The 18,825-nt window shown below is 70.8% G+C and carries 16 protein-coding genes and 1 pseudogene; 1 reads left to right on the top strand and 16 read right to left on the bottom strand.

The features are described from left to right. Positions 1–1,160 precede the first annotated feature (1,160 nt). The 11 genes and pseudogenes from ACZ3KJ_RS14920 to ACZ3KJ_RS14870 all read right to left on the bottom strand — a co-directional run bounded on the left by ACZ3KJ_RS14920 (position 1,161) and on the right by ACZ3KJ_RS14870 (position 13,380). Entirely contained in the window at positions 1,161–4,010 is a 2,850-nt protein-coding gene (locus tag ACZ3KJ_RS14920) for a DEAD/DEAH box helicase (RefSeq protein ID WP_467527101.1), read from the bottom strand. 237 nt (positions 4,011–4,247) lie between these two features. Further along, positions 4,248–5,210 carry a twin-arginine translocase subunit TatC gene (gene tatC, locus ACZ3KJ_RS14915; protein ID WP_467527099.1) on the bottom strand — a complete coding sequence of 321 codons (963 nt, stop codon included), beginning with the start codon at positions 5,208–5,210 and terminating at the stop codon, positions 4,248–4,250. Positions 5,211–5,257: 47 nt separating this feature from the next. Then, a complete protein-coding gene (tatA, locus tag ACZ3KJ_RS14910; protein ID WP_389519823.1) occupies positions 5,258–5,545 on the bottom strand; it encodes a Sec-independent protein translocase subunit TatA in 288 nt (95 codons plus the stop codon). Positions 5,546–5,806: 261 nt separating this feature from the next. Next, positions 5,807–6,001 (bottom strand): hypothetical protein, encoded by a 195-nt coding sequence (locus tag ACZ3KJ_RS14905; RefSeq protein WP_467527098.1) that lies wholly within the window; start codon positions 5,999–6,001, stop codon positions 5,807–5,809. A 350-nt stretch (positions 6,002–6,351) separates the two neighbouring features. After that, a complete protein-coding gene (locus tag ACZ3KJ_RS14900; RefSeq protein ID WP_467527096.1) occupies positions 6,352–6,645 on the bottom strand; it encodes a hypothetical protein in 294 nt (97 codons plus the stop codon). A 332-nt stretch (positions 6,646–6,977) separates the two neighbouring features. Then, positions 6,978–7,985 (bottom strand): annotated as a pseudogene (locus ACZ3KJ_RS14895) (helix-turn-helix transcriptional regulator); the annotation flags it as partial. A gap of 18 nt (positions 7,986–8,003) precedes the next feature. Then, positions 8,004–8,957: a helix-turn-helix transcriptional regulator gene (locus ACZ3KJ_RS14890; protein WP_467527095.1), complete on the bottom strand. Its 954-nt coding sequence runs from the start codon at positions 8,955–8,957 to the stop codon at positions 8,004–8,006. A gap of 193 nt (positions 8,958–9,150) precedes the next feature. Further along, positions 9,151–9,522 (bottom strand): FKBP-type peptidyl-prolyl cis-trans isomerase, encoded by a 372-nt coding sequence (locus tag ACZ3KJ_RS14885; RefSeq protein WP_467527093.1) that lies wholly within the window; start codon positions 9,520–9,522, stop codon positions 9,151–9,153. A 61-nt stretch (positions 9,523–9,583) separates the two neighbouring features. Beyond that, positions 9,584–10,588 carry an FKBP-type peptidyl-prolyl cis-trans isomerase gene (locus ACZ3KJ_RS14880; protein ID WP_467527091.1) on the bottom strand — a complete coding sequence of 335 codons (1,005 nt, stop codon included), beginning with the start codon at positions 10,586–10,588 and terminating at the stop codon, positions 9,584–9,586. Between the two features lie 161 nt (positions 10,589–10,749). Beyond that, positions 10,750–12,111 carry a Pup--protein ligase gene (pafA, locus tag ACZ3KJ_RS14875; protein WP_030955459.1) on the bottom strand — a complete coding sequence of 454 codons (1,362 nt, stop codon included), beginning with the start codon at positions 12,109–12,111 and terminating at the stop codon, positions 10,750–10,752. A gap of 9 nt (positions 12,112–12,120) precedes the next feature. Further along, complete coding sequence (locus ACZ3KJ_RS14870) at positions 12,121–13,380, bottom strand: MFS transporter (RefSeq protein WP_467527089.1); 1,260 nt, start codon at positions 13,378–13,380, stop codon at positions 12,121–12,123. Between the two features lie 161 nt (positions 13,381–13,541). Here ACZ3KJ_RS14870 and ACZ3KJ_RS14865 point away from each other — a divergent pair, with 161 nt between their 5' ends. Then, on the top strand, positions 13,542–14,558 hold the full coding sequence (locus ACZ3KJ_RS14865) for a LacI family DNA-binding transcriptional regulator (RefSeq protein WP_467527087.1): 1,017 nt from the start codon (positions 13,542–13,544) through the stop codon (positions 14,556–14,558). A gap of 51 nt (positions 14,559–14,609) precedes the next feature. Here the strand turns inward: ACZ3KJ_RS14865 and prcA are convergent, their stop codons facing one another. The 5 genes from prcA to dop all read right to left on the bottom strand — a co-directional run bounded on the left by prcA (position 14,610) and on the right by dop (position 18,780). Beyond that, positions 14,610–15,353 (bottom strand): proteasome subunit alpha, encoded by a 744-nt coding sequence (prcA, locus tag ACZ3KJ_RS14860; RefSeq protein ID WP_389519836.1) that lies wholly within the window; start codon positions 15,351–15,353, stop codon positions 14,610–14,612. Between the two features lie 57 nt (positions 15,354–15,410). Continuing rightward, the gene (gene prcB, locus ACZ3KJ_RS14855) at positions 15,411–16,256 is read right to left on the bottom strand and encodes a proteasome subunit beta (RefSeq protein ID WP_467527085.1); all 846 of its coding nucleotides are present in this window, start codon (positions 16,254–16,256) and stop codon (positions 15,411–15,413) included. After that, a complete protein-coding gene (locus tag ACZ3KJ_RS14850; RefSeq protein WP_467527084.1) occupies positions 16,208–16,696 on the bottom strand; it encodes an endonuclease VII domain-containing protein in 489 nt (162 codons plus the stop codon). Before ACZ3KJ_RS14850 ends, prcB begins: the two co-directional genes overlap by 49 nt. A gap of 166 nt (positions 16,697–16,862) precedes the next feature. Continuing rightward, a complete protein-coding gene (locus ACZ3KJ_RS14845; protein ID WP_467527082.1) occupies positions 16,863–17,081 on the bottom strand; it encodes a ubiquitin-like protein Pup in 219 nt (72 codons plus the stop codon). Between the two features lie 187 nt (positions 17,082–17,268). Next, entirely contained in the window at positions 17,269–18,780 is a 1,512-nt protein-coding gene (dop, locus tag ACZ3KJ_RS14840; protein ID WP_389519842.1) for a depupylase/deamidase Dop, read from the bottom strand. Positions 18,781–18,825 lie beyond the last annotated feature (45 nt).

Here is an 18,825-nt window from a genome sequence, read left to right as displayed (position 1 = left end):
TCGGTGCGCCGCGGGCGAGCTTAGTCCGACCGGATCATCGCTGTGTCATATTCGGCGACCGCCTGAAATCGGGCGGGTGCGTGGAGTAACCTCGACCGTTTCGCACGCTCCGATCCCACCCGAACACGTCGGGTAACGGCGAACGTGCATACGGACGTACTCACCGGGACGGATGAACCGAGCGCCGCGTGGGCCGCTCGCGCCTCCCCCGAAGGCCGTCGACAGGCCGGACCGGGCCGCCGGTGGAACGGGTGAACTCGCGGACGGGTGCTCGACCGCCGAGCGGGGGACGGAGACGGTCGTCCCGACGGCCCGCCCGCCCGAAGACGGGCCTCGCGGCGGGCCCGGAGGGCAGGGAGTGGCGCCGGATCGGCGGGACCGCCGAGGCGTCGGGGGCGGACGTGCGCAGGGGTTCACGGCGCGCACGCCGTCGCGTCAGCCGGTATTCGCCCCGGGGCGGGCCGACGGGCGACGGCAGCCGGCGCGCATCGTCACCGGGCCGCGCTCGCCCCGTGCGTGCCCTGTCCGCCCCGCGCGCGTGCTTGTGCGCCGGTGGGGGGGTGCGGAAGGCACGGGTCTGTTCACGGCCGTCGGGCGGGGGCCGCGACGGCGGCCGTCGCGGCCCCCGCCACCGGTGTGACGGGCGGGCCCTGCGGCCTGTATGACGGCTCCGCTCCCGTACGGCTGTGACGGGCCCGCCTCCGTACGGCTGTGACGGGCCCGCCTCCGTACGGCTGTGACGGGCCCGCCTCCGTACGGCTGTGACGGGCCCGACCTCCCTAGGGCTGTGACCGCCCCGCCTCCGTACGGCCGTGACGGGCCCAACCTCCGTACGGCCGTGACGGGCCCGACCTCCATACGGCTGTGACGGCCCCGCCCGGTGTGGCCGTGAGGATCCCACCCCTTGCGGCCGTGGCTGCCCCGGCCCGGGGGGCTGACAAGCCCCGGCCCAGGGGTCTCACGAGCCCCGGCCCGAGGGATTGACGGGCCCCTGCCCGGGGGTCTGACCAGCCCCGGCCCGAGAGGTTGACGGGCCCCTGCCCGGGGGTCTGACCAGCCCCCGCACGAGAGGTTGACGGGCCCCGCTCGGCCGGTCGGCCCGGATCCGCCTCGGAAGAGGCGGTCCGGGACCCGCGGCCGCCGCCCGGGACGGCCCGGGGTCAGCCCACCGACGAGTAGGCCACGACCCCGCGCAGCAGCCCGTCGACGGCCTTGCGGGCGGTCTTCGCCACGCTGGAGCCCTCCGTGGGCGCCGCCGCCGCGATCTGCCCGAGCACGTCGATCACCTGCTTGCACCAGCGCACGAAGTCCCCGGCCGGCATCTCCGCCTCCCGCAGCACCTCGTCGAGCCCCTTGCCGGAGGCCCACATGTACGCGGCCCAGGCGAAGCCGAGATCGGGCTCGCGCTGCCCGACCCCCTCCGTCTGGTTGATCCGGAAGTCCTCCTCCAGGGCGTCCAGCCGGCCCCAGATCCGCACCATCTCCCCCATCGCGGCCTTCGCCTTGCCGGAGGGCAGCTTGGGGGCCATGGCGTCGTCACCGACCCGCGCCTCGTACACCAACGCCGAGACGCAGGCGGCGAGTTCGGCCGGGGCCAGCCCTTCCCAGACGCCGGCCCGCAGGCATTCGCTCGCCAGGAGATCCAGCTCGCCGTACAACCGGGCCAGCCGCCTGCCGTGTTCGGTGACGTCGTCGCCGCGCAGGTAGTCCAGCTCGGTCAGCAGTGCCACGATCCGGTCGAAGGTACGGGCGATGGTGTTCGTCCGGCCCTCGATGCGCCGCTCCAGCTGCGAGGTGTCGCGCAGCAGCCGGTGGTAGCGCTCGGCCCAGCGGGCGTGGTCCTCGCGTTCGGCGCAGCCGTGGCAGGGGTGCGCGCGCAGCGCGGTGCGCAGCCGGGCGATCTCCCGGTCGTCCGCGGCCTGGGACCGCTTCTTGCGGGCCCGCTCCGGCGGGATGTGACCGGCCTTGCTGCGCAGCGCGGAGGCCAGGTCCCGGCGGGACTGCGGCGAGCGCGGGTTGAACGTCTTCGGGATCCGCATCCGCTCCAGCGCCTCCACCGGCACCGGGAAGTCGATCGAGGCGAGCCGCTTGACCTGCCGTTCGGCGGTCAGCACCAGCGGGCGCGGCCCGTCGTGGTGGTCGAAGCCGCGGTGGCCGTTGGCCCGCCCGGCGGGCAGGCCGGGGTCGAGGACCAGCGCCAGGCCGGCGTACTTGCCGGTGGGCACGTGGATGACGTCGCCCGGCTTCAGCTTCTCCAGCGCCACGGCCGCCTCGGCCCGCCGCTGGGCGGCGCCCTGCCGGGCCAGCTCCGTCTCACGGTCCTTGAGTTCGCGGCGCAGCCGGGCGTACTCCTCGAAGTCGCCGAGGTGGCAGGTCATGGAGGCCTTGTAGCCCTCCAGGCCCTCCTCGTTGCGCTGCACCTGCCGCGAGATCCCGACCACCGACCGGTCGGCCTGGAACTGCGCGAACGACGTCTCCAGCAGTTCGCGCGAGCGGTGCCGCCCGAACTGCTCCACGAGGTTGACCGCCATGTTGTACGACGGCTTGAAGCTGGAGCGCAGCGGGTAGGTGCGGGTGCCGGCGAGGCCGGCCACCTGGTCGGGGTTCATGCCGCGCTGCCAGAGCACGACGGCATGGCCCTCGACGTCGATGCCGCGCCGGCCGGCCCGTCCGGTCAGCTGGGTGTACTCGCCGGGGGTGATGTCGGCGTGCTGCTCGCCGTTCCACTTGACGAGCTTCTCCAGCACCACCGAGCGGGCGGGCATGTTGATGCCGAGGGCGAGGGTCTCGGTGGCGAAGACCGCCTTGACCAGGCCGCGCACGAAGAGTTCCTCCACGACCTCCTTGAAGGTCGGCAGCATGCCCGCGTGGTGGGCGGCGATGCCCCGTTCCAGGCCTTCGAGCCACTCGTAGTAGCCGAGGACGTGCAGGTCCTCGCGGGGGATGGCGGCGGTCCGCTCCTCGACCAGGGCGCGGACCCGGTCCCGCGCGTCGTCGTCGTTGAGCCGCAGGCCGGCGTAGAGGCACTGCTGGACCGCGGCCTCGCAGGCGGCGCGGCTGAAGATGAAGGTGATGGCGGGCAGCAGTCCCTCGGCGTCGAGGCGTTCGATCACCTCGGGCCGGCCCGGCGTCCACACCCGGGAGCGCTGCCGGCGCTCGCGCTCGCGGTCGGCCTCCCGCATCCGCCCGCGCCGGCGGTCCTGGTACGACGGCCTGCTCGCCTCCATGCGGGCCAGGCGCGCGAGGTCGGGGTTGACGGCCTTGCGGTGGCCCTCGCCCTCCTCGAACAGGTCGTACATCCGCCGCCCGGCGAGCACGTGCTGGAACAGCGGCACGGGCCGGTGCTCGGAGACGATCACCTCGGTGTCGCCGCGGACGGTGTCCAGCCAGTCGCCGAACTCCTCGGCGTTGGAGACGGTCGCGGAGAGCGAGACCAGGGTCACCGACTCGGGGAGGTGGATGATCACTTCCTCCCAGACGGCGCCGCGGAAGCGGTCGGAGAGGTAGTGCACCTCGTCCATGACCACGTACCCGAGGCCGTAGAGGGTCTGCGAGCCGGCGTACAGCATGTTGCGCAGCACCTCGGTGGTCATCACGACCACGGGGGCGTCGGAGTTCACGCTGTTGTCGCCGGTGAGCAGGCCGACCTTGGCGGAGCCGTAGCGGCGGCACAGGTCGGAGTACTTCTGGTTGGACAGCGCCTTGATGGGCGTCGTGTAGAAGCACTTCTTGCCCTGCTGGAGGGCGAGGTGGACGGCGAACTCGCCCACGATCGTCTTGCCGGAGCCGGTGGGAGCGGCCACCAGGACGCCCTTGCCCGCCTCGAGCGCCTGACAGGCCTCGATCTGGAAGGGGTCGAGGCCGAAGTCGTACATCTCGCGGAAGGAGGCGAGCGCGGTGGCCTGCTCGGCTGCGCGCCTGCGCGCAGCCGCGTACCGCTCGGCCGGTGAGAGGTCCTCTGTCATCGTGCTTTCGAGCGTACCGGGCCGCACTGACAACAGGACGATCATTATCCGGATCTGCTGCCGTGAAACGTCGATCCGTGCAGTTCAGGAGGTCGTGGCCGGCGATGTCCGCCGTGACGGTGCGGACCGGCGCGGACCGGTGCGGCCGGCTGCCCCCGCGACGCGGAAGCGGCCGGCGGCGCCGTGCGGGCGCCCCGGCCGCGGCCCGCGGTGGGGTGAGGGGGCGGGGGGTCCCGACGGTCACGCGAGTGACCTCGGGGGTGTCCCGCCGTGGTGCTCCGCTCAGGTCACGTCGTCGTAGCCGTTGACCCGTTCCGTGCTCGCCTGCTCCGGCAGGGCGCGGCTCGCGGCCACCGTCTCGACCTCGCCGATGTCCTCGGGGGTCAGGTCCAGCTCGGAGGCCTCGTCGTCGGCGGGGCCCAGGGCGTCACGGCGCCGCCTGCGGCGGTCGTTCAGCAGCGAGAAGGCGACCGCGCCGAAGTACAGGATCCAGATCGGTCCGGCGAGCGCCAGCATCGAGACGGGGTCGGTGCTGGGCGTGGCGATGGCGGCGAACACCGTGATGCCGATGATCATGGCGCGCCACCAGCCGAGCATGCGCCGGCCGGTGATGACACCGGTCAGGTTCAGCATGATCAGCAGCAACGGCAGTTCGAAGGAGAGGCCGAAGACCACGACCATGCGCGTGACGAGCTGGAGCAGGTCGTCGAGCGGCAGGAAGTTGTCGACGCCGGTCGGCGTGAACTCGATCAGCACCTTCGCGGTGGTCGGCAGCACCATGTAGGCGAAGTAGCCGCCGCCCAGGAAGAGCGGGACGCCGGTGCCGACGAATCCGTAGGCGTACTTGCGCTCGTGCCGGTGCAGCCCCGGGGCGACGAAGGCCCACAGCTGGTAGAGCCAGACCGGCGAGGCGAAGACGACGCCGGCCATGAGGGAGACCTGGAGGGCCAGGGTGAAGGGGGCGAGCAGACCGTTGATCGTGATCCGCGCGCACTGCTGGCTGGTCTCGCCCGACGAGCTGAGCTCGTTCTGGATCTGCTCGAAGGTCTTCCCGCAGCCGACCGAGTCGAGGATCGGCTTGGTGAGGAAGTTGATGATGTCGTTGTAGAAGAAGGCGGCGACTACCGTCACGAGGACGATGGCGAGCAACGCCTTCGCGAGCCGGTTGCGAAGCTCACGGAGGTGTTCCGCGAGGGGCATCCGCCCCTCGGGATCCTTCTCCTTCTTGCGGGCAGGCTTGAGCAACCCACGTTCCCATCTCGTGCGGCAGGCCGGGGGTCACCGGCCCTGCGTCAGCGCTTGGTCGTGTCCGTCGGCTCGCCGACCGGGCGCGAGCTGGTCACGTCGCCGGGGGCGGCCTGGATGGTGCGCTGAGCGGAGGGCTGCTCACCGGTGTTCGGCGGGCCGGCCGGGGTGGTGTTGCTGCTGCCCTCCTCCTTCATCGCCTTGGCCTCGCTCTTGAGGATGCGCGCGGACTTGCCGAGCGAGCGGGCCATGTCCGGAAGCTTCTTCGCGCCGAACAGCAGGATGATGACGACGAGGATGAGAATGATCTCGGGGGCGCCGAGCCTTCCGAACATAAGTCTTTACCTTCTCACCGAGGCGGCTGGGTGGGATGCTGTCCGACCGGTCGGACGATTCGTCCGAACGATCGTGCTGGCAGCGATCGTAACGCCGGGGGGTGAACGTGAGGCAATCCCCGTGCGTACTCCCGGTCCGCGGTCCGGGCCTCGTTTTCCGGACCGCGACCAGCAGCGTACCCGCCCGAACGGCCAAGACGGGAGGGCGAAGCCGCCCAGAACGCATTCGGCGCAGGACTCACAGCCCTGCCACAGCAGGACTCACAGCGTCTCCACAGCCCGGCTCGCGCTCACGGCGGCCCGCTCCAGTTCCTCGGCGGCCCGGTTGATACGGCGTGCGGAGTCCGCGACCTGCTGTCCCAGGCGCCGCGCCTCCAGGAAGACCCGGACGGCGAACACAGCGAGGACGGCGAGACCCAGGAAACCCATGGCTACCGCGAACATCGGCCAGAACATGACGCCGAGCCTAGACCCTCGGCCCTGGCCCAGGACACGCCCGCCGGATCGTCCCCTCCCCCTGGCCCTGCCCCGTCCGCCCGCCCCATTGACCCCGCCCTGTCCGGCCCCCGCGTCGTCGGTCCGACCCCGGCGGCCCCGCCTCGTCGGTGTCGGCCCCGCCCTGTCCGACCCCCGCCTCGTCGGCCCCGCCCCATCGGCCAGGCCCCGCTGTCCGGCGCCGCGACCTCGGCACCGTCCTGGCGCACCGGGCCGACGGCGGCGGTGCGCCGGGGCGCGGACGCCCGCGCGGCGCGGTCAGCACCCCGGCCTCCTCGGTCTCCCCGGCGAAGGCTGCGCCGAAGACGCCTTCAGAGCGTCGAGTGCAGCCTCAGGGTCCTGACCCCGCCGCCGGTGAGCAGCTCGACGATCCGTTCACCGGCCGGCTTGCGCACGGCGGCCCCGCAGTCGGGGCAGGTGAACGAGTAGAAGGTGGTACGGCTGGTGGCTCCGATGGCCAGCAGCAGCGCGCCGGCGGAGAGCTCGAACCGCCCCCGGCAGTCCGGACAGCCGGCCCGGAACACCACGGGAGCCACGCTCCGCATCCCCGCGAACGCGGAGGCCACCGAGACCCCCCGCACACCGGACAGCCCCGACTCGCTCACTGCCTCTGCTCCCGCCCGTCGCCCTGACCGACCCACTGCCCGCCACCGGCCGGCGTCCCGGCCGCGGCACCATCCTGCCCACCGGCCAGGCCTCCCACCCGGCCGTCGGCCACGGAACCGGTCCGCCCCCGCACGGCCGTGCCGCCCGGCTCACCGGACACGGCACCGGCCTGCCCGGCAAGCCGCTCACCGGGCCACCCGGGGTGCGCCGGCCCGAGATCCCCGGCGGCCCGGACGCCGTGCTCCAGGGCCGCGTCCCGACGTCCGGCCGGCGGAGCCTCGTCACGGCGTCCGGCGGAGGGGACGTCGTCCCCGCCCGCGCCGGACGGAACGTCGTCCCGGCGGACCGCCTCCGCCTCGACCCCGTCGTACGCCGCGAGCGCCTCGCGGGCGGCGCGGCGGGCGCTGTCGGCGAGGCCCGGCGGCGAGACGATCCGGCCGTCGGGGCCCAGGCGCAGGGCCAGGCGGCGCAGGGAGGCCGGGTCGGGGGTGCGCAGCGTGATGCGCAGACCGCCGTCGGGAAGCTCGTCGGCCTGGTCGTGGGGGTAGTACTCGGCGACCCAGCGGCCGCCGGGGCCGACCTCGACGACGACCTCCGGATCCTCGGCGGCCGGCTGGACCAGCCCCTCCGACAGGTCCCGCAGCTCGATCTCGGGCGGGGCGGACGGCTCGTCGAGGATCCTGATCTCGGCGACCCGGTCGAGGCGGAAGGTACGGCGCGCCTCGGAGCGGCGGCACCAGGCCTCGACATAGGTGTGGCCGACGCTGACCAGGCGGATGGGGTCGATCTCCCGCTCGGTGACCTCGTCACGGGCGGGCGAGTAGTAGCGGATCCACAGCCGGCGCCGCTCGGAGATCGCCCGGTCGACGTCGGCGAAGACACCGCCCTCGGACTCGAAGGTCACCGACAGGCGTGAGCTGGCGCCCGCCGCCTCGCCGGCGGCGGCCTCCACCTTGGCCGTCGCCCGCAGCAGCGCCTGGCGGTCGCTCTCGCGCAGGCCCGGCAGCGTGGCCACGGCCCGCGCCGCCACCAGCAGCGCGGTCGCCTCGTCGGCGGCCAGCCGCAGCGGCTCGGCGGCGTCCGCGCCGAGCGCGGCCGGGTTGTGCCACCAGATGCGCTCGCCGTCGGTGTCGATGTCCAGCAGATCGCCGCCGCGGAAGCTGGTACCGCACATGGGGAGCACGTCGAGGTCGGAGACCAGCTCGTCCTCGGTGATGCCGAAGGCGCGCGCCACGTCCTCGATGCGCGCCCCGGGCCGCTCCCGCAGATAGGTCACCAGGGAGAGCATCCGCCGGGTCTGGTCGATCGCGTTCGCCGGCCTGACCGGTTTGCCTGCCACTGTGTCGCTCGCTCCCCCTCAGCCCTTGGCCACGGCACGCAGCCGGTCCACCACGTCGGCCCGCAGCTCCGCGGGCTCCAGGACCACCACGTCCGGCCCGAACTCCACCAGCCAGGCGTCCAGCCCGTGCCCGTACGGAATCTCCAACTCGTCCCAGCCGTTCCCGAGTTCCCGCACCGCCGTCGCCTTCGCCCGCAGGGGGTACCCGGCGTCCGTGCGCAGCCGGATGAGGGCGCTGCGGTCGGCGGTCTCCCCCGCCCAGCCCGCCACGGTCTCCCGGACGGTGACCACGTCCGGGACGGCGGCGGTGAAGCGGCCGCCCCGGGAGCGCACCTTGCCGGTGATCCGGGACAGCCGGAAGACGCGTTCGGCGCCCCGGTCCCGGTCCCAGCCCGCGAGGTACCAGTGGCCGCGCCAGCACTCCAGCGCCCACGGCTCGACGTTGCGGGGCTCGGGGCGGGCGGCGGTGGCCTTGCGGTAGTCGAAGGAGACCGCGCGGCGGTCGCGGCAGGCCAGCATCAGCGGCTCGAACGCGGCCTCGTGCACCGGGATGCGCGGCTCGAGGGCGCCGTGCGCCTCGTAGGGGTCGACGCCCTCGGGCAGTCCGGCCGCGCGCAGCTTCTGGAGCGCGCCGCTGGCGGCGCCGGCGAGCCGGGCCTGCTGCCACACCTTGGCGGCCAGCCCCAGCGCGGCGGCCTCCTCGGCGTCGAGGGTGATGGGCGGGAGGCGGTTGCTGTCGCGGCGGGCGAGATAGCCGACCTCGCCGTCGATGCTCTCCACGGTCTCGATGACCAGGCCGAGCTCACGCAGGTCGTCCTTGTCCCGCTCGAACATGCGGTTGAAGGAGTCGTCGTTGCCCGCTTCCAGGTAGGCCTCGATGGACTCGCGCAGCTCGCGCTTGCTGAGCGGCCGCCGCGTCCCGAGCAGACACAGCGCCAGGTTCATCAGCCGCTCGGCCTTGGCAATGGCCATCGACGCCCTTCGCCTTCCTCATGGTGCTTCCGACGGATGACCGTACCGCCCCGCGGTGCCCCGGCAAAAGCCGAGGGCCCATGCCCGGACAGGCATGGGCCCCAGGTGGTCGGAACCGGTCGCGCCCCGACCACCCCGACCGTTCGCACGACGACCGGACGGACCGGCCGCACGACGACCGGTCGCCGGACGATCAGACCCCGAGCAGGTCCACCACGAAGATCAGCGTCTCACCGGGCTTGATCGCCGGGGTGGGGCTCTGGTCGCCGTAGGCGAGGTGGGCCGGAATGGTCAGCTGACGACGGCCGCCGACCTTCATGCCCTGCACGCCCCGGTCCCAGCCCGCGATGACACGGCCGCCACCGAGCGGGAAACGGAACGGGGCGTCCCGGTTCCAGCTCGCGTCGAACTCCTCACCGGTGCTGAAGGCGACACCGACGTAGTGCACGGTGACGGTCTGGCCCGCCTGCGCCACCTCGCCGTCGCCCTCCCAGATGTCCTTGATCTCGAGGTCCGCCGGCGGCTCGCCCTCGGGGAAGTCGATCTCGGGCTTCTCGATGCTCACGTCTCTAGCTCCACGTTCTTCTACGGAAAGGCAACAAGCACAGTCTTACACCCCGACGCCGTCACATCTTCGCGAGGATGTCCACCGTGAACACCATCGTCGAGTCCTTCCCGATGCCGCTGCCGGCCGGCGGCTCGTCGCCGTACCCCAGGTCCGGCGGAATGACGATGACGACCCGGCTGCCGACCTTCTTCCCGGTCAGCCCCTGCGACCACCCCTTGACGACCTGCTGGAGCCCGAACGACGTCAGCGCCTTGCGCGAGTACGTCGAGTCGAACTCCTTGCCCGTGTCCCACACGACGCCCTTGTACTGCACCAGGACGCTGTTGTCCGCGGCGACCGCCGCACCGTCACCCTCGATGACGTAGTTCGCCACGAGCTTCTTCGGCGGATCGGCCTTGGGGATCTCGATGGAGGGCGCCTTGCCGTCGGTGTTCGTGCCCACCTTCGGCACAGCGGCGTCGTCCTGCGCGACGTCCTCGCCCTCCGCCGAACTGCTCGCGTTGAACGTGGCCTCCAGGTCCACCACGAACACCAGCGTGTCGGTGCCCTCGATACCCGCCTGCGCGTTGCCCTCCGAGCCGTACCCCCAGGTCGGCGGCACGGAGAACTCCACCCGGCTGCCCGTCTTCTTCCCCGTCAGCGCATAGCGCCAGCCGTCGATGATGCTCCCGGCCGCCAGCTGGATGACCAGCGGCGTCTTCCGGTCGTAGGAGTTGTCGAACACCTTCGCGGTGTCCCAGATCTGACCGAGGTAGTTCGCCTGGATGTAGTCGTTCTCCGCGACCGCCCGGCCACCGCCCGCGATCACCGTCTTCACCGCGAGCTGGTCGGAAGGATCACCACTGCCCTTGGCGACCGTCGGCTTCTCCCCGAACTTCACACCGGCCGTGATACCCGGCAGCGGACCGTCCACGATCTTCGGCGCGGGCACGGAGGACTCCGAGGCGGAGGGCGACGCACTGCCGTCGGCCGAGCTCGACGAGTCGGACGAGCCGTCACCGCACCCGGCGAGCGTGACCAGTCCTGCGGGAACGGCGGCGAAGATGAGTGAGCGTCGGCGCACGGTGAAGGCCTCGTAATCGGTCGATCTCGTGAAGGGCGTGCGCGCAACTCTACGGCGTGAGAAGGGCGCCGCACGGAAAACGTACGGCGCCCGCGTTGCGTTCCGGAACGGCACCCTCCCACCCGGACGGATCCAGGTCCCAGGACACCCGAACGCCTCACTCACATGCCGGCGATCAGCTTCTCCACCCGGTCGTCCACCGAACGGAACGGGTCCTTGCACAGAACGGTGCGCTGCGCCTGGTCGTTCAGCTTCAGATGCACCCAGTCGACGGTGAAGTCCCGCCGCTGCTCCTGCGCCCGACGGATGAAGTCACCGCGCAACCGCGCCCGAGTCGTCTGCGGCGGCACCGACTTGCCCTCGAAGATCTTCAAGTCGTTGCAGATCCGCGCGGCCTGACCCTTCTTCTCCAGCAGGTAGTACAGACCACGACGACGGTGGATGTCGTGGTAGGCGAGGTCTATCTGCGCGACACGCGGATGCGACATCGTCATGTTGTGCTTGGCCCGGTACCGCTCGATGAGCTTGTACTTCATCACCCAGTCGATCTCGGTACCGATACGGTCCAGATCCTCCGACTCGATCGAGTCCAGCGTCCGGCCCCACAGCTCCAGGACCTGCTCCACGGTACCCGTCCGGATACCCCGGCGCTCGCAGAAGTCCACGGCCTTCTCGTAGTACTCCCGCTGCACCTCCAGCGCCGAAGCCTCCCGGCCACTGGCCAGACGCACCTTGCGCCGGCCGGTGATGTCATGGCTGACCTCACGGATCGCCCGGATCGGGTTCTCCAGCGTGAGGTCACGCATCACCGTGCCCGCCTCGATCATGCGCAGCACCAGGTCGGTGGCACCCACCTTGAGCAGCATGGTCGTCTCGGACATGTTCGAGTCGCCCACGATCACGTGCAGCCGGCGATACCGCTCCGCATCCGCGTGCGGCTCGTCCCGGGTGTTGATGATGGGCCGGGAACGCGTCGTCGCCGACGACACGCCCTCCCAGATGTGCTCGGCCCGCTGACTCACGCAGTACACGGCCCCGCGCGGCGTCTGCAACACCTTCCCCGCCCCGCACAACAGCTGCCGGGTCACCAGGAACGGGATCAGGATGTCCGCGAGCCGGGAGAACTCCCCGTGCCGGGCCACCAGGTAGTTCTCGTGGCAACCGTAGGAGTTGCCCGCCGAGTCGGTGTTGTTCTTGAAGAGGTAGACGTCGCCCGCGATTCCCTCCTCGTGCAGGCGTCGTTCCGCGTCCACCAGGAGTCCCTCGAGAATGCGCTCGCCGGCCTTGTCGTGGGTGACCAGTTCGGTCACGTTGTCACATTCGGGTGTCGCGTATTCCGGATGCGATCCCACGTCGAGATACAGGCGGGCGCCGTTCCGCAGAAAGACATTGCTGCTACGGCCCCATGACACGACACGGCGGAAGAGGTACCGCGCCACCTCGTCAGGCGACAGGCGGCGCTGTCCCCTGAACGTGCACGTGACGCCGTACTCGTTCTCCAGCCCGAAAATGCGGCGGTCCATGACTGAACATTACGCCCGATCCCCTGAACTGAAACGGGGTTCGACGGCACGGTTCGGATCATTTTCCGAAACGGCCGCAACGACCCCGCCACCGGCCGGAGCTGCGAGTACCCGCCCCGCCACCACCAAAACCAGCAAAGACACCCCGCCCGCGGCCCCCGGCACCACGAAACCCCACAACGCGCCACCCGCCTCGACCACCGGACCCGCCAGACCCGTTCCCACCGACGAACCGACTGTGAACGTCGTCACCAGCCACGAGAACGCCTCCGTCACCGTCCCGGCCGGCGCATGCCGGTCCACCAGCACGAACGCACACGCGATCGCCGGCGCCAGAAACACACCCGCCAGCGCCGTCAACGCCACCATCGCCACCGCGCCCGGCATCAGCATCAACGGCAGATAACACACCGCCAGAAACGCCACCAGCACCCGCAGCCGACGCTCCGGCACCCCCCGCCACCGCCGGGCCCCGTACCCCACACCCCCGACCAGCGCACCCAGCCCCAGAGCCGCCATCAGCCACCCGTACACCGCGTCCCCACCGTGCTCGTCCGCATACGGCACCGAAGCCACCGTGATCGACCCCAGCGCCACCCCCACGAACAGGAACGCCGCCAGCAGCACCAGCAGCCCCGGCGACCGCAGAGCCCCCAGCCAGTGCGCCTCACGCGGCGCCGACCGCCACGCACGCGACGGCGCCGACACCACCACCGACAGCGCCCCCAGCACCCCCACCACGTTCAGCACCAGCAACGCCGCCCGCGCCGACCACAGCGACACGCACAGCGTCACCAGCAGCGGCCCCACGGTGAACATCACCTCCTGCGCCACCGCGTCCAGCGCGTACGCCGTGTGCACCTGGTCCTCCCGGCGCAGCACCGACGGCCACAGTGCCCGCAGACCCCCCTCCAGCGGCGGCGTGAACAACCCGGCCGCCGCCACCGCCGCGTACGCCACCACCAGCGGGCCCACACCCGCCCACGCGAACACCGCCATCGCCACGGCCGAGGCCAGCGCCGCCGGCAACTGCACCCGCGGCTGACCGTGCAGATCGACCAGGCGCCCGAGCAGCGGCTGACCCACCGCGTTGGCCACCCCGTACACGGCCGCCAGAGCGCCCGCGAGACTGTAGCTCCCGCCCTCCGCCCGCACGAACAGCACGATCGCGATCGCCGCCGTGGCATTCGGCAGCCGGCCGACGAGCGTGCCCGCGAGCAGCCGCGCCACATGCCTCATCCCGAGGATCTCCACGTATCCCGCGGCCAAAGTCCCGCCTCCGTCAGCTCGCCCGAAGCCCTGAACCACCCCGGGTTTTACGTATAACGCACTCCGCCATACGTACCATGTCGCTGTTCACCAGTCCAGAGCCCCCCGCCCGCACCACCCCACCCGCCAGACCACCCGCCAGACCAGAGAGCAGGCCCACGGTGGCACCAGGTAACACCCGCCCCACCAGCCGTGACGTCGCCCAGGCCGCAGGAGTCTCCCAAGCCGCCGTCTCCCTCGTCCTCGGCGACAAATGGCGCGGCCGCGTCTCCGAAACCACCGCCGAACGCGTCCGCCGCGCCGCACGCGACCTCGACTACCGCCCCAACCTCGCCGCCCGCCACCTCCGCCTCGGCCGCACCCGCACCGTCCTGCTCGTCGTCCCCGCCCTCACCACCGAATTCTTCGCCGGCGTCTACACCGGCGCCGCCCGCATCGCCGCCCACCACGGCTTCGGCGTCGTCCTCTACCCCTCCCCCGAAGGCATCGGCCCCGCCCGCGACCCCTTCGCCTCCGCCCCCGCGGCCCTCGACGGCGTCATCGCCTCCTCCATGGCCGCCGACGCCCTCACCGCCATCCGCCGCGACCGACTCCCCCTCGTCATGCTCGACAGCGACCCCACCGGCAACCTCGGCACCGCCACCGTCAACCTCGACATCACCGACGGCACCCACCAGACCGCCGACCACCTCCTCACCCTCGGCCACCGCCACTTCCTCCACCTCGCCGCCGACATCCCCTCCTGGACCTTCGACATCCGCGCCCGCGCACTCGCCGCCCGACTGCGCACCGTCCCCGGAACCTCACTCACCACCGCCCGCACCCCCCTCACCATCGACGGCGCCCTCACCGCCACCGACACCGCCCTCGACACACCCGGCCCCCGCCCCACCGCCGTCGTCTGCGACGACGACAAACTCGCCGCCGGCGTCTACAAAGCAGCCCGCCGCCGCGGCCTGCGCATCCCCGACGACCTCTCCGTCACCGGCGTCGACGACATCACCCTCGCCACCGCCCTCGACCCCGAACTCACCACCGTCCGACTCGACGCCGAACTCTTCGGAGAACGCGGCATGCAAGCCCTCCTCGCCGTCCTGGACGGCCGCACACCGGACGACGGAGACATCCCCGTCCACCTCGTCGTCCGAGGCTCCACAGCACCCCCAGGCGCCCCCTGAACACACCCGTGCCCCCGACCACCACCACCGGCCGGGGGCACACAGCGAGACCTACTCCTCACCGTCCTCCGACGTCTCCGCCTCCGTCGCCGCACCACCGGCCTCCAGCAACCGCGCCAACTGCCGGCCCACGATCCGCTTGAACTTCCGCGACTGCGGCCGCGTACGATCCAGCACCGCCACCTCCAGCCGCTCCGCCGGAATCTCCCGCTGCGTACCGTTCGTATCCCGCGACAACGCCTGCACGGCCAGCTTCAACGCCTCCGACAGACTCATCCCGTCCTGATGACGCTGATCCAGGTAACTACCGATCTGCTCGGCATTACCCCCCACCGCCACCGAACCGTGCTCATCCACGATCGACCCGTCATGCGGCAGCCGGTAGATCTGGTCACCGTCCGGCGTCTCACCGACCTCGGCCACCACCAGCTCCACCTCGTACGGCTTCTCCCCCGCCGAAGAGAAGATCGTACCGAGCGTCTGCGCATACACATTCGCCAGACCACGAGCGGTCACATCGTCCCGGTCGTACGTGTAACCCCGCAGATCCGCATAGCGCACCCCACCGATGCGCAAATTCTCGTACTCGTTGTACTTACCCGCAGCCGCGAAACCGATCCGGTCATAGATCTCACTGAACTTGTGCAGCGCCCGCGACGGGTTCTCACCCACGAAGACGATCCCATCCGCATACTGCAACACGACCAGACTGCGCCCACGAGCGATACCCTTCCGCGCGTACTCCGCACGGTCGGCCATCGCCTGCTGAGGCGAAACATAGAACGGCGTCGACACCGGTTATCCGTCCCTTTCAGTAGAAGTCACTCGATCACCCCGCCGAACCGACGGCCCCTACAGCAGCGCGGCCCGCGGACCGTCCGGCTGCTCCAGCCGACGCGCCAGCACCGACCGGGCGATCTCGGACGACTCCTCCTCCGTCAGCCGGCGGAACCCGTCCTCGGTGATCACAGTGACGATGGGGTAGATCCGACGCGCGACATCCGGACCACCCGTCGCCGAGTCGTCGTCCGCCGCGTCGTACAACGCCTGCACCACCAACGTCGTGGCCTGCTCCTCGGTCAGATCACCACGGAACAGCTTCTTCATCGCACCCCGCGCGAAGACCGAACCCGAACCCGTCGCCGCGAAGTTCTGCTCCTCCGAACGGCCACCCGTGACGTCGTACGAGAAGATCCGCCCCTTGCCCCGGTCCACGTCGAACCCGGCGAACAACGGCACCACCGCCAGACCCTGCATGGCCATGCCCAAATTCGACCGGATCATCGTCGACAACCGGTTCGCCTTGCCCTCCAACGAGAGCTGCGCACCCTCCACCTTCTCGAAGTGCTCCAGCTCCAGCTGGAACAGCTTCACCATCTCCACCGCCAGACCGGCCGTGCCGGCGATACCGACGGCCGAGTACTCGTCCGCCGGGAACACCTTCTCGATGTCCCGCTGCGCGATGACGTTGCCCATGGTCGCCCGCCGGTCACCGGCCAGCACCACACCACCCGGGAACGTCACCGCCACGATCGTGGTGCCGTGCGGCGCCTCGAGCACACCCTGGGTCGGGGGCAGCTGACGCTTGCCGGGCAGCAGCTCCGGCTGGTGCTCGGAGAGGAAGTCCATGAAGGACGAGGAACCAGGCGTCAGGAAGGCAGCTGGTAGACGCCCGGTGCTACGAGTGTTGGCTTCCACGCGTTTCCTTCCACGTAAGCAGCAGCCCGCCTTATGGCATCGGGCCGATCCTTGAACTGCCCCAGTGCGGCATTGCAGCTGAAGCACAGTACGCCACGGACCCTACCCGTCTCGTGGCAGTGATCCACATGTGCGGCGGGGACCGACAGACAGATACAGCAGACGCCGCCTTGGGAGGCGATCAACTCGTCCCGCTCCTCCTCGGTGATCCCGTACTGGCGCTTCAGGTGATCCTGCCGCCCCTGTACGGCCCGGCACGCCTTGCAGCGCGTGGACAAGCCGTCGGACGCCGTGGCGTTGCGATGCCATTCGCTGTGGGGCTTCACCTCCCCACAGGTCCGGCAGAGCTTGTGCCCGGCCGGAACGTCCACCTTCTCCCGTACGGGCTTGCCCATGGCCTCCCGGCGACGCCGGTAGTGCGCGGCGCTGTACTCCGCCACGCACTCCCGGCACCGCACCTGAAGGCCGTCCCGCCGATTCCTGTCCCGCGCGAACGCGGCAGGAGGGAGGTCCCGCTTGCAGCCCGTGCACTCTTTCGCTTCCGGCTCGTCAGCCACCCATTCCCCCCGCAACCTTCACTTCGAAGGCAATGAGACCAATCGGCCTTTACTGTCCACCTTTTTGCACGAAGCTTCGAACGAAATCCTCGGCATTCTCCTCGAGTACATCGTCAATCTCGTCAAGAACCGAGTCCACGTCGTCGCTCAGCTTCTCGTGCCGTTCCTTGAGGTCCTCGGAGGCCTGCGTCTCCGCCGCCTGCTCCTCGACCTCCTCGGTGGACCGCGTGGCCTTCTGCTGCCCGCCGCCGGTGTCCTTGGTCGCCATAACCCTCACCCCGCTCTGTTGCCCGACATGGTCGACAGGTCGGCATTCCTGCCGATCGGTGATGATCAGACCCTACAAGCCCGGTCCGACATCGGCCCCGCAGTTGTTGGAACGTACGGGTGCCACTTCGATGATTCCCTGGCGCCGGGGTTTCCACCCCGGCGCCGGGGGCGGCCCGAGTACCCGCTCAGTTGCCCGACAAGACCCTGACCAGGTCTTCCGCGGTGCGACAGCGGTCCAGGAGCTCCTTGACGTGATTTCGCGTTCCGCGAAGCGGTTCGAGGGTTGGGACGCGCTGGAGGGAGTCCCGGCCGGGCAGGTCGAAGATGACCGAGTCCCAGGAGGCGGCGGCGACGTCGTCGGCGTACTGCTCCAGGCAGCGGCCGCGGAAGTAGGCGCGGGTGTCCTCCGGGGGCTTGGCCTTGGCCCGTTCGACCTCCGCCTCGGTCAGGAGCCGCTTCATGCGGCCGCGGGCCGCCAGGCGGTTGTAGAGGCCCTTCTCGGGGCGTACGTCGGCGTACTGGAGGTCGACGAGGTGGAGGCGGGCGGCGTCCCAGTCGACGCCGTCGCGGCGCCGGTAGCCCTCCATGAGTTCGCGTTTGGCGACCCAGTCGAGTTCGCCGGCGAGGCTCATCGGGTCGTTCTCCAGGCGGGTGAGGGTGTCCTCCCAGCGCGCGAGGACGTCCTTGGTCTGGTCGTCGGCGTCGGCGCCGTGGCGTTCCTCCACGTATTTGCGTGCCAGTTCGTAGTACTCCATCTGGAGCTGGACGGCGGTGAGTGTGCGGCCGCTGCGGAGGGTGACCAGGCGCTTGAGGGTGGGGTCGTGGGAGACCTGGTGGAGGGTGCGGACGGGCTGGTCGACGGCGAGGTCGACGGCGATGAAGCCGTCTTCGATCATGGAAAGGACCAGGGCGGTCGTGCCCAGTTTGAGGTAGGTGGAGATCTCGGAGAGGTTGGCGTCGCCGATGATCACGTGGAGGCGGCGGTACTTCTCGGCGTCGGCGTGGGGCTCGTCGCGGGTGTTGATGATGGGCCGTTTGAGGGTGGTCTCCAGGCCGACCTCGACCTCGAAGTAGTCGGCGCGCTGGCTGAGCTGGAAGCCGTGTTCGTGGCCGTCCTGGCCGATGCCGACGCGGCCGGCTCCGGCGAAGACCTGGCGGGAGACGAAGAAGGGCGTGAGGTGGCGCACGATGTCGGAGAAAGCGGTTTCCCGCTTCATGAGGTAGTTCTCGTGCGTGCCGTAGGAGGCGCCCTTGTTGTCGGTGTTGTTCTTGTAGAGGTGGATGGGCTGGGCGCCGGGGAGTGCGGCGGCCCGTTCGGCGGCCTCGGCCATGATGCGTTCGCCGGCTTTGTCCCAGAGGACGGCGTCGCGGGGGTTGGTGACCTCGGGGGCGCTGTATTCGGGGTGGGCGTGGTCGACGTAGAGGCGGGCGCCGTTGGTGAGGATCACGTTGGCGAGGCCGATGTCCTCGTCGGTGAGCTGGCTGGCGTCGGCGGCCTCGCGGGCGAGGTCGAAGCCTCGGGCGTCCCGCAGGGGGTTCTCCTCCTCGAAGTCCCAGCGGGCCCGGCGGGCCCGGTGCATCGCCGCCGCGTAGGCGTTGACGATCTGGGACGAGGTGAGCATGGCATTGGCGTTCGGGTGGCCGGGGACGGAGATCCCGTACTCCGTCTCGATGCCCATTACTCGCCGTACGGTCATGCGGCCCTCCTTGCCCGGCGGCATCCTCGGTCGTGGGTGCCGTTC

Source organism: Streptomyces sp. NPDC003248 (genome assembly GCF_055563235.1).
This window is presented reverse-complemented; position numbering and strand designations above follow the sequence as displayed.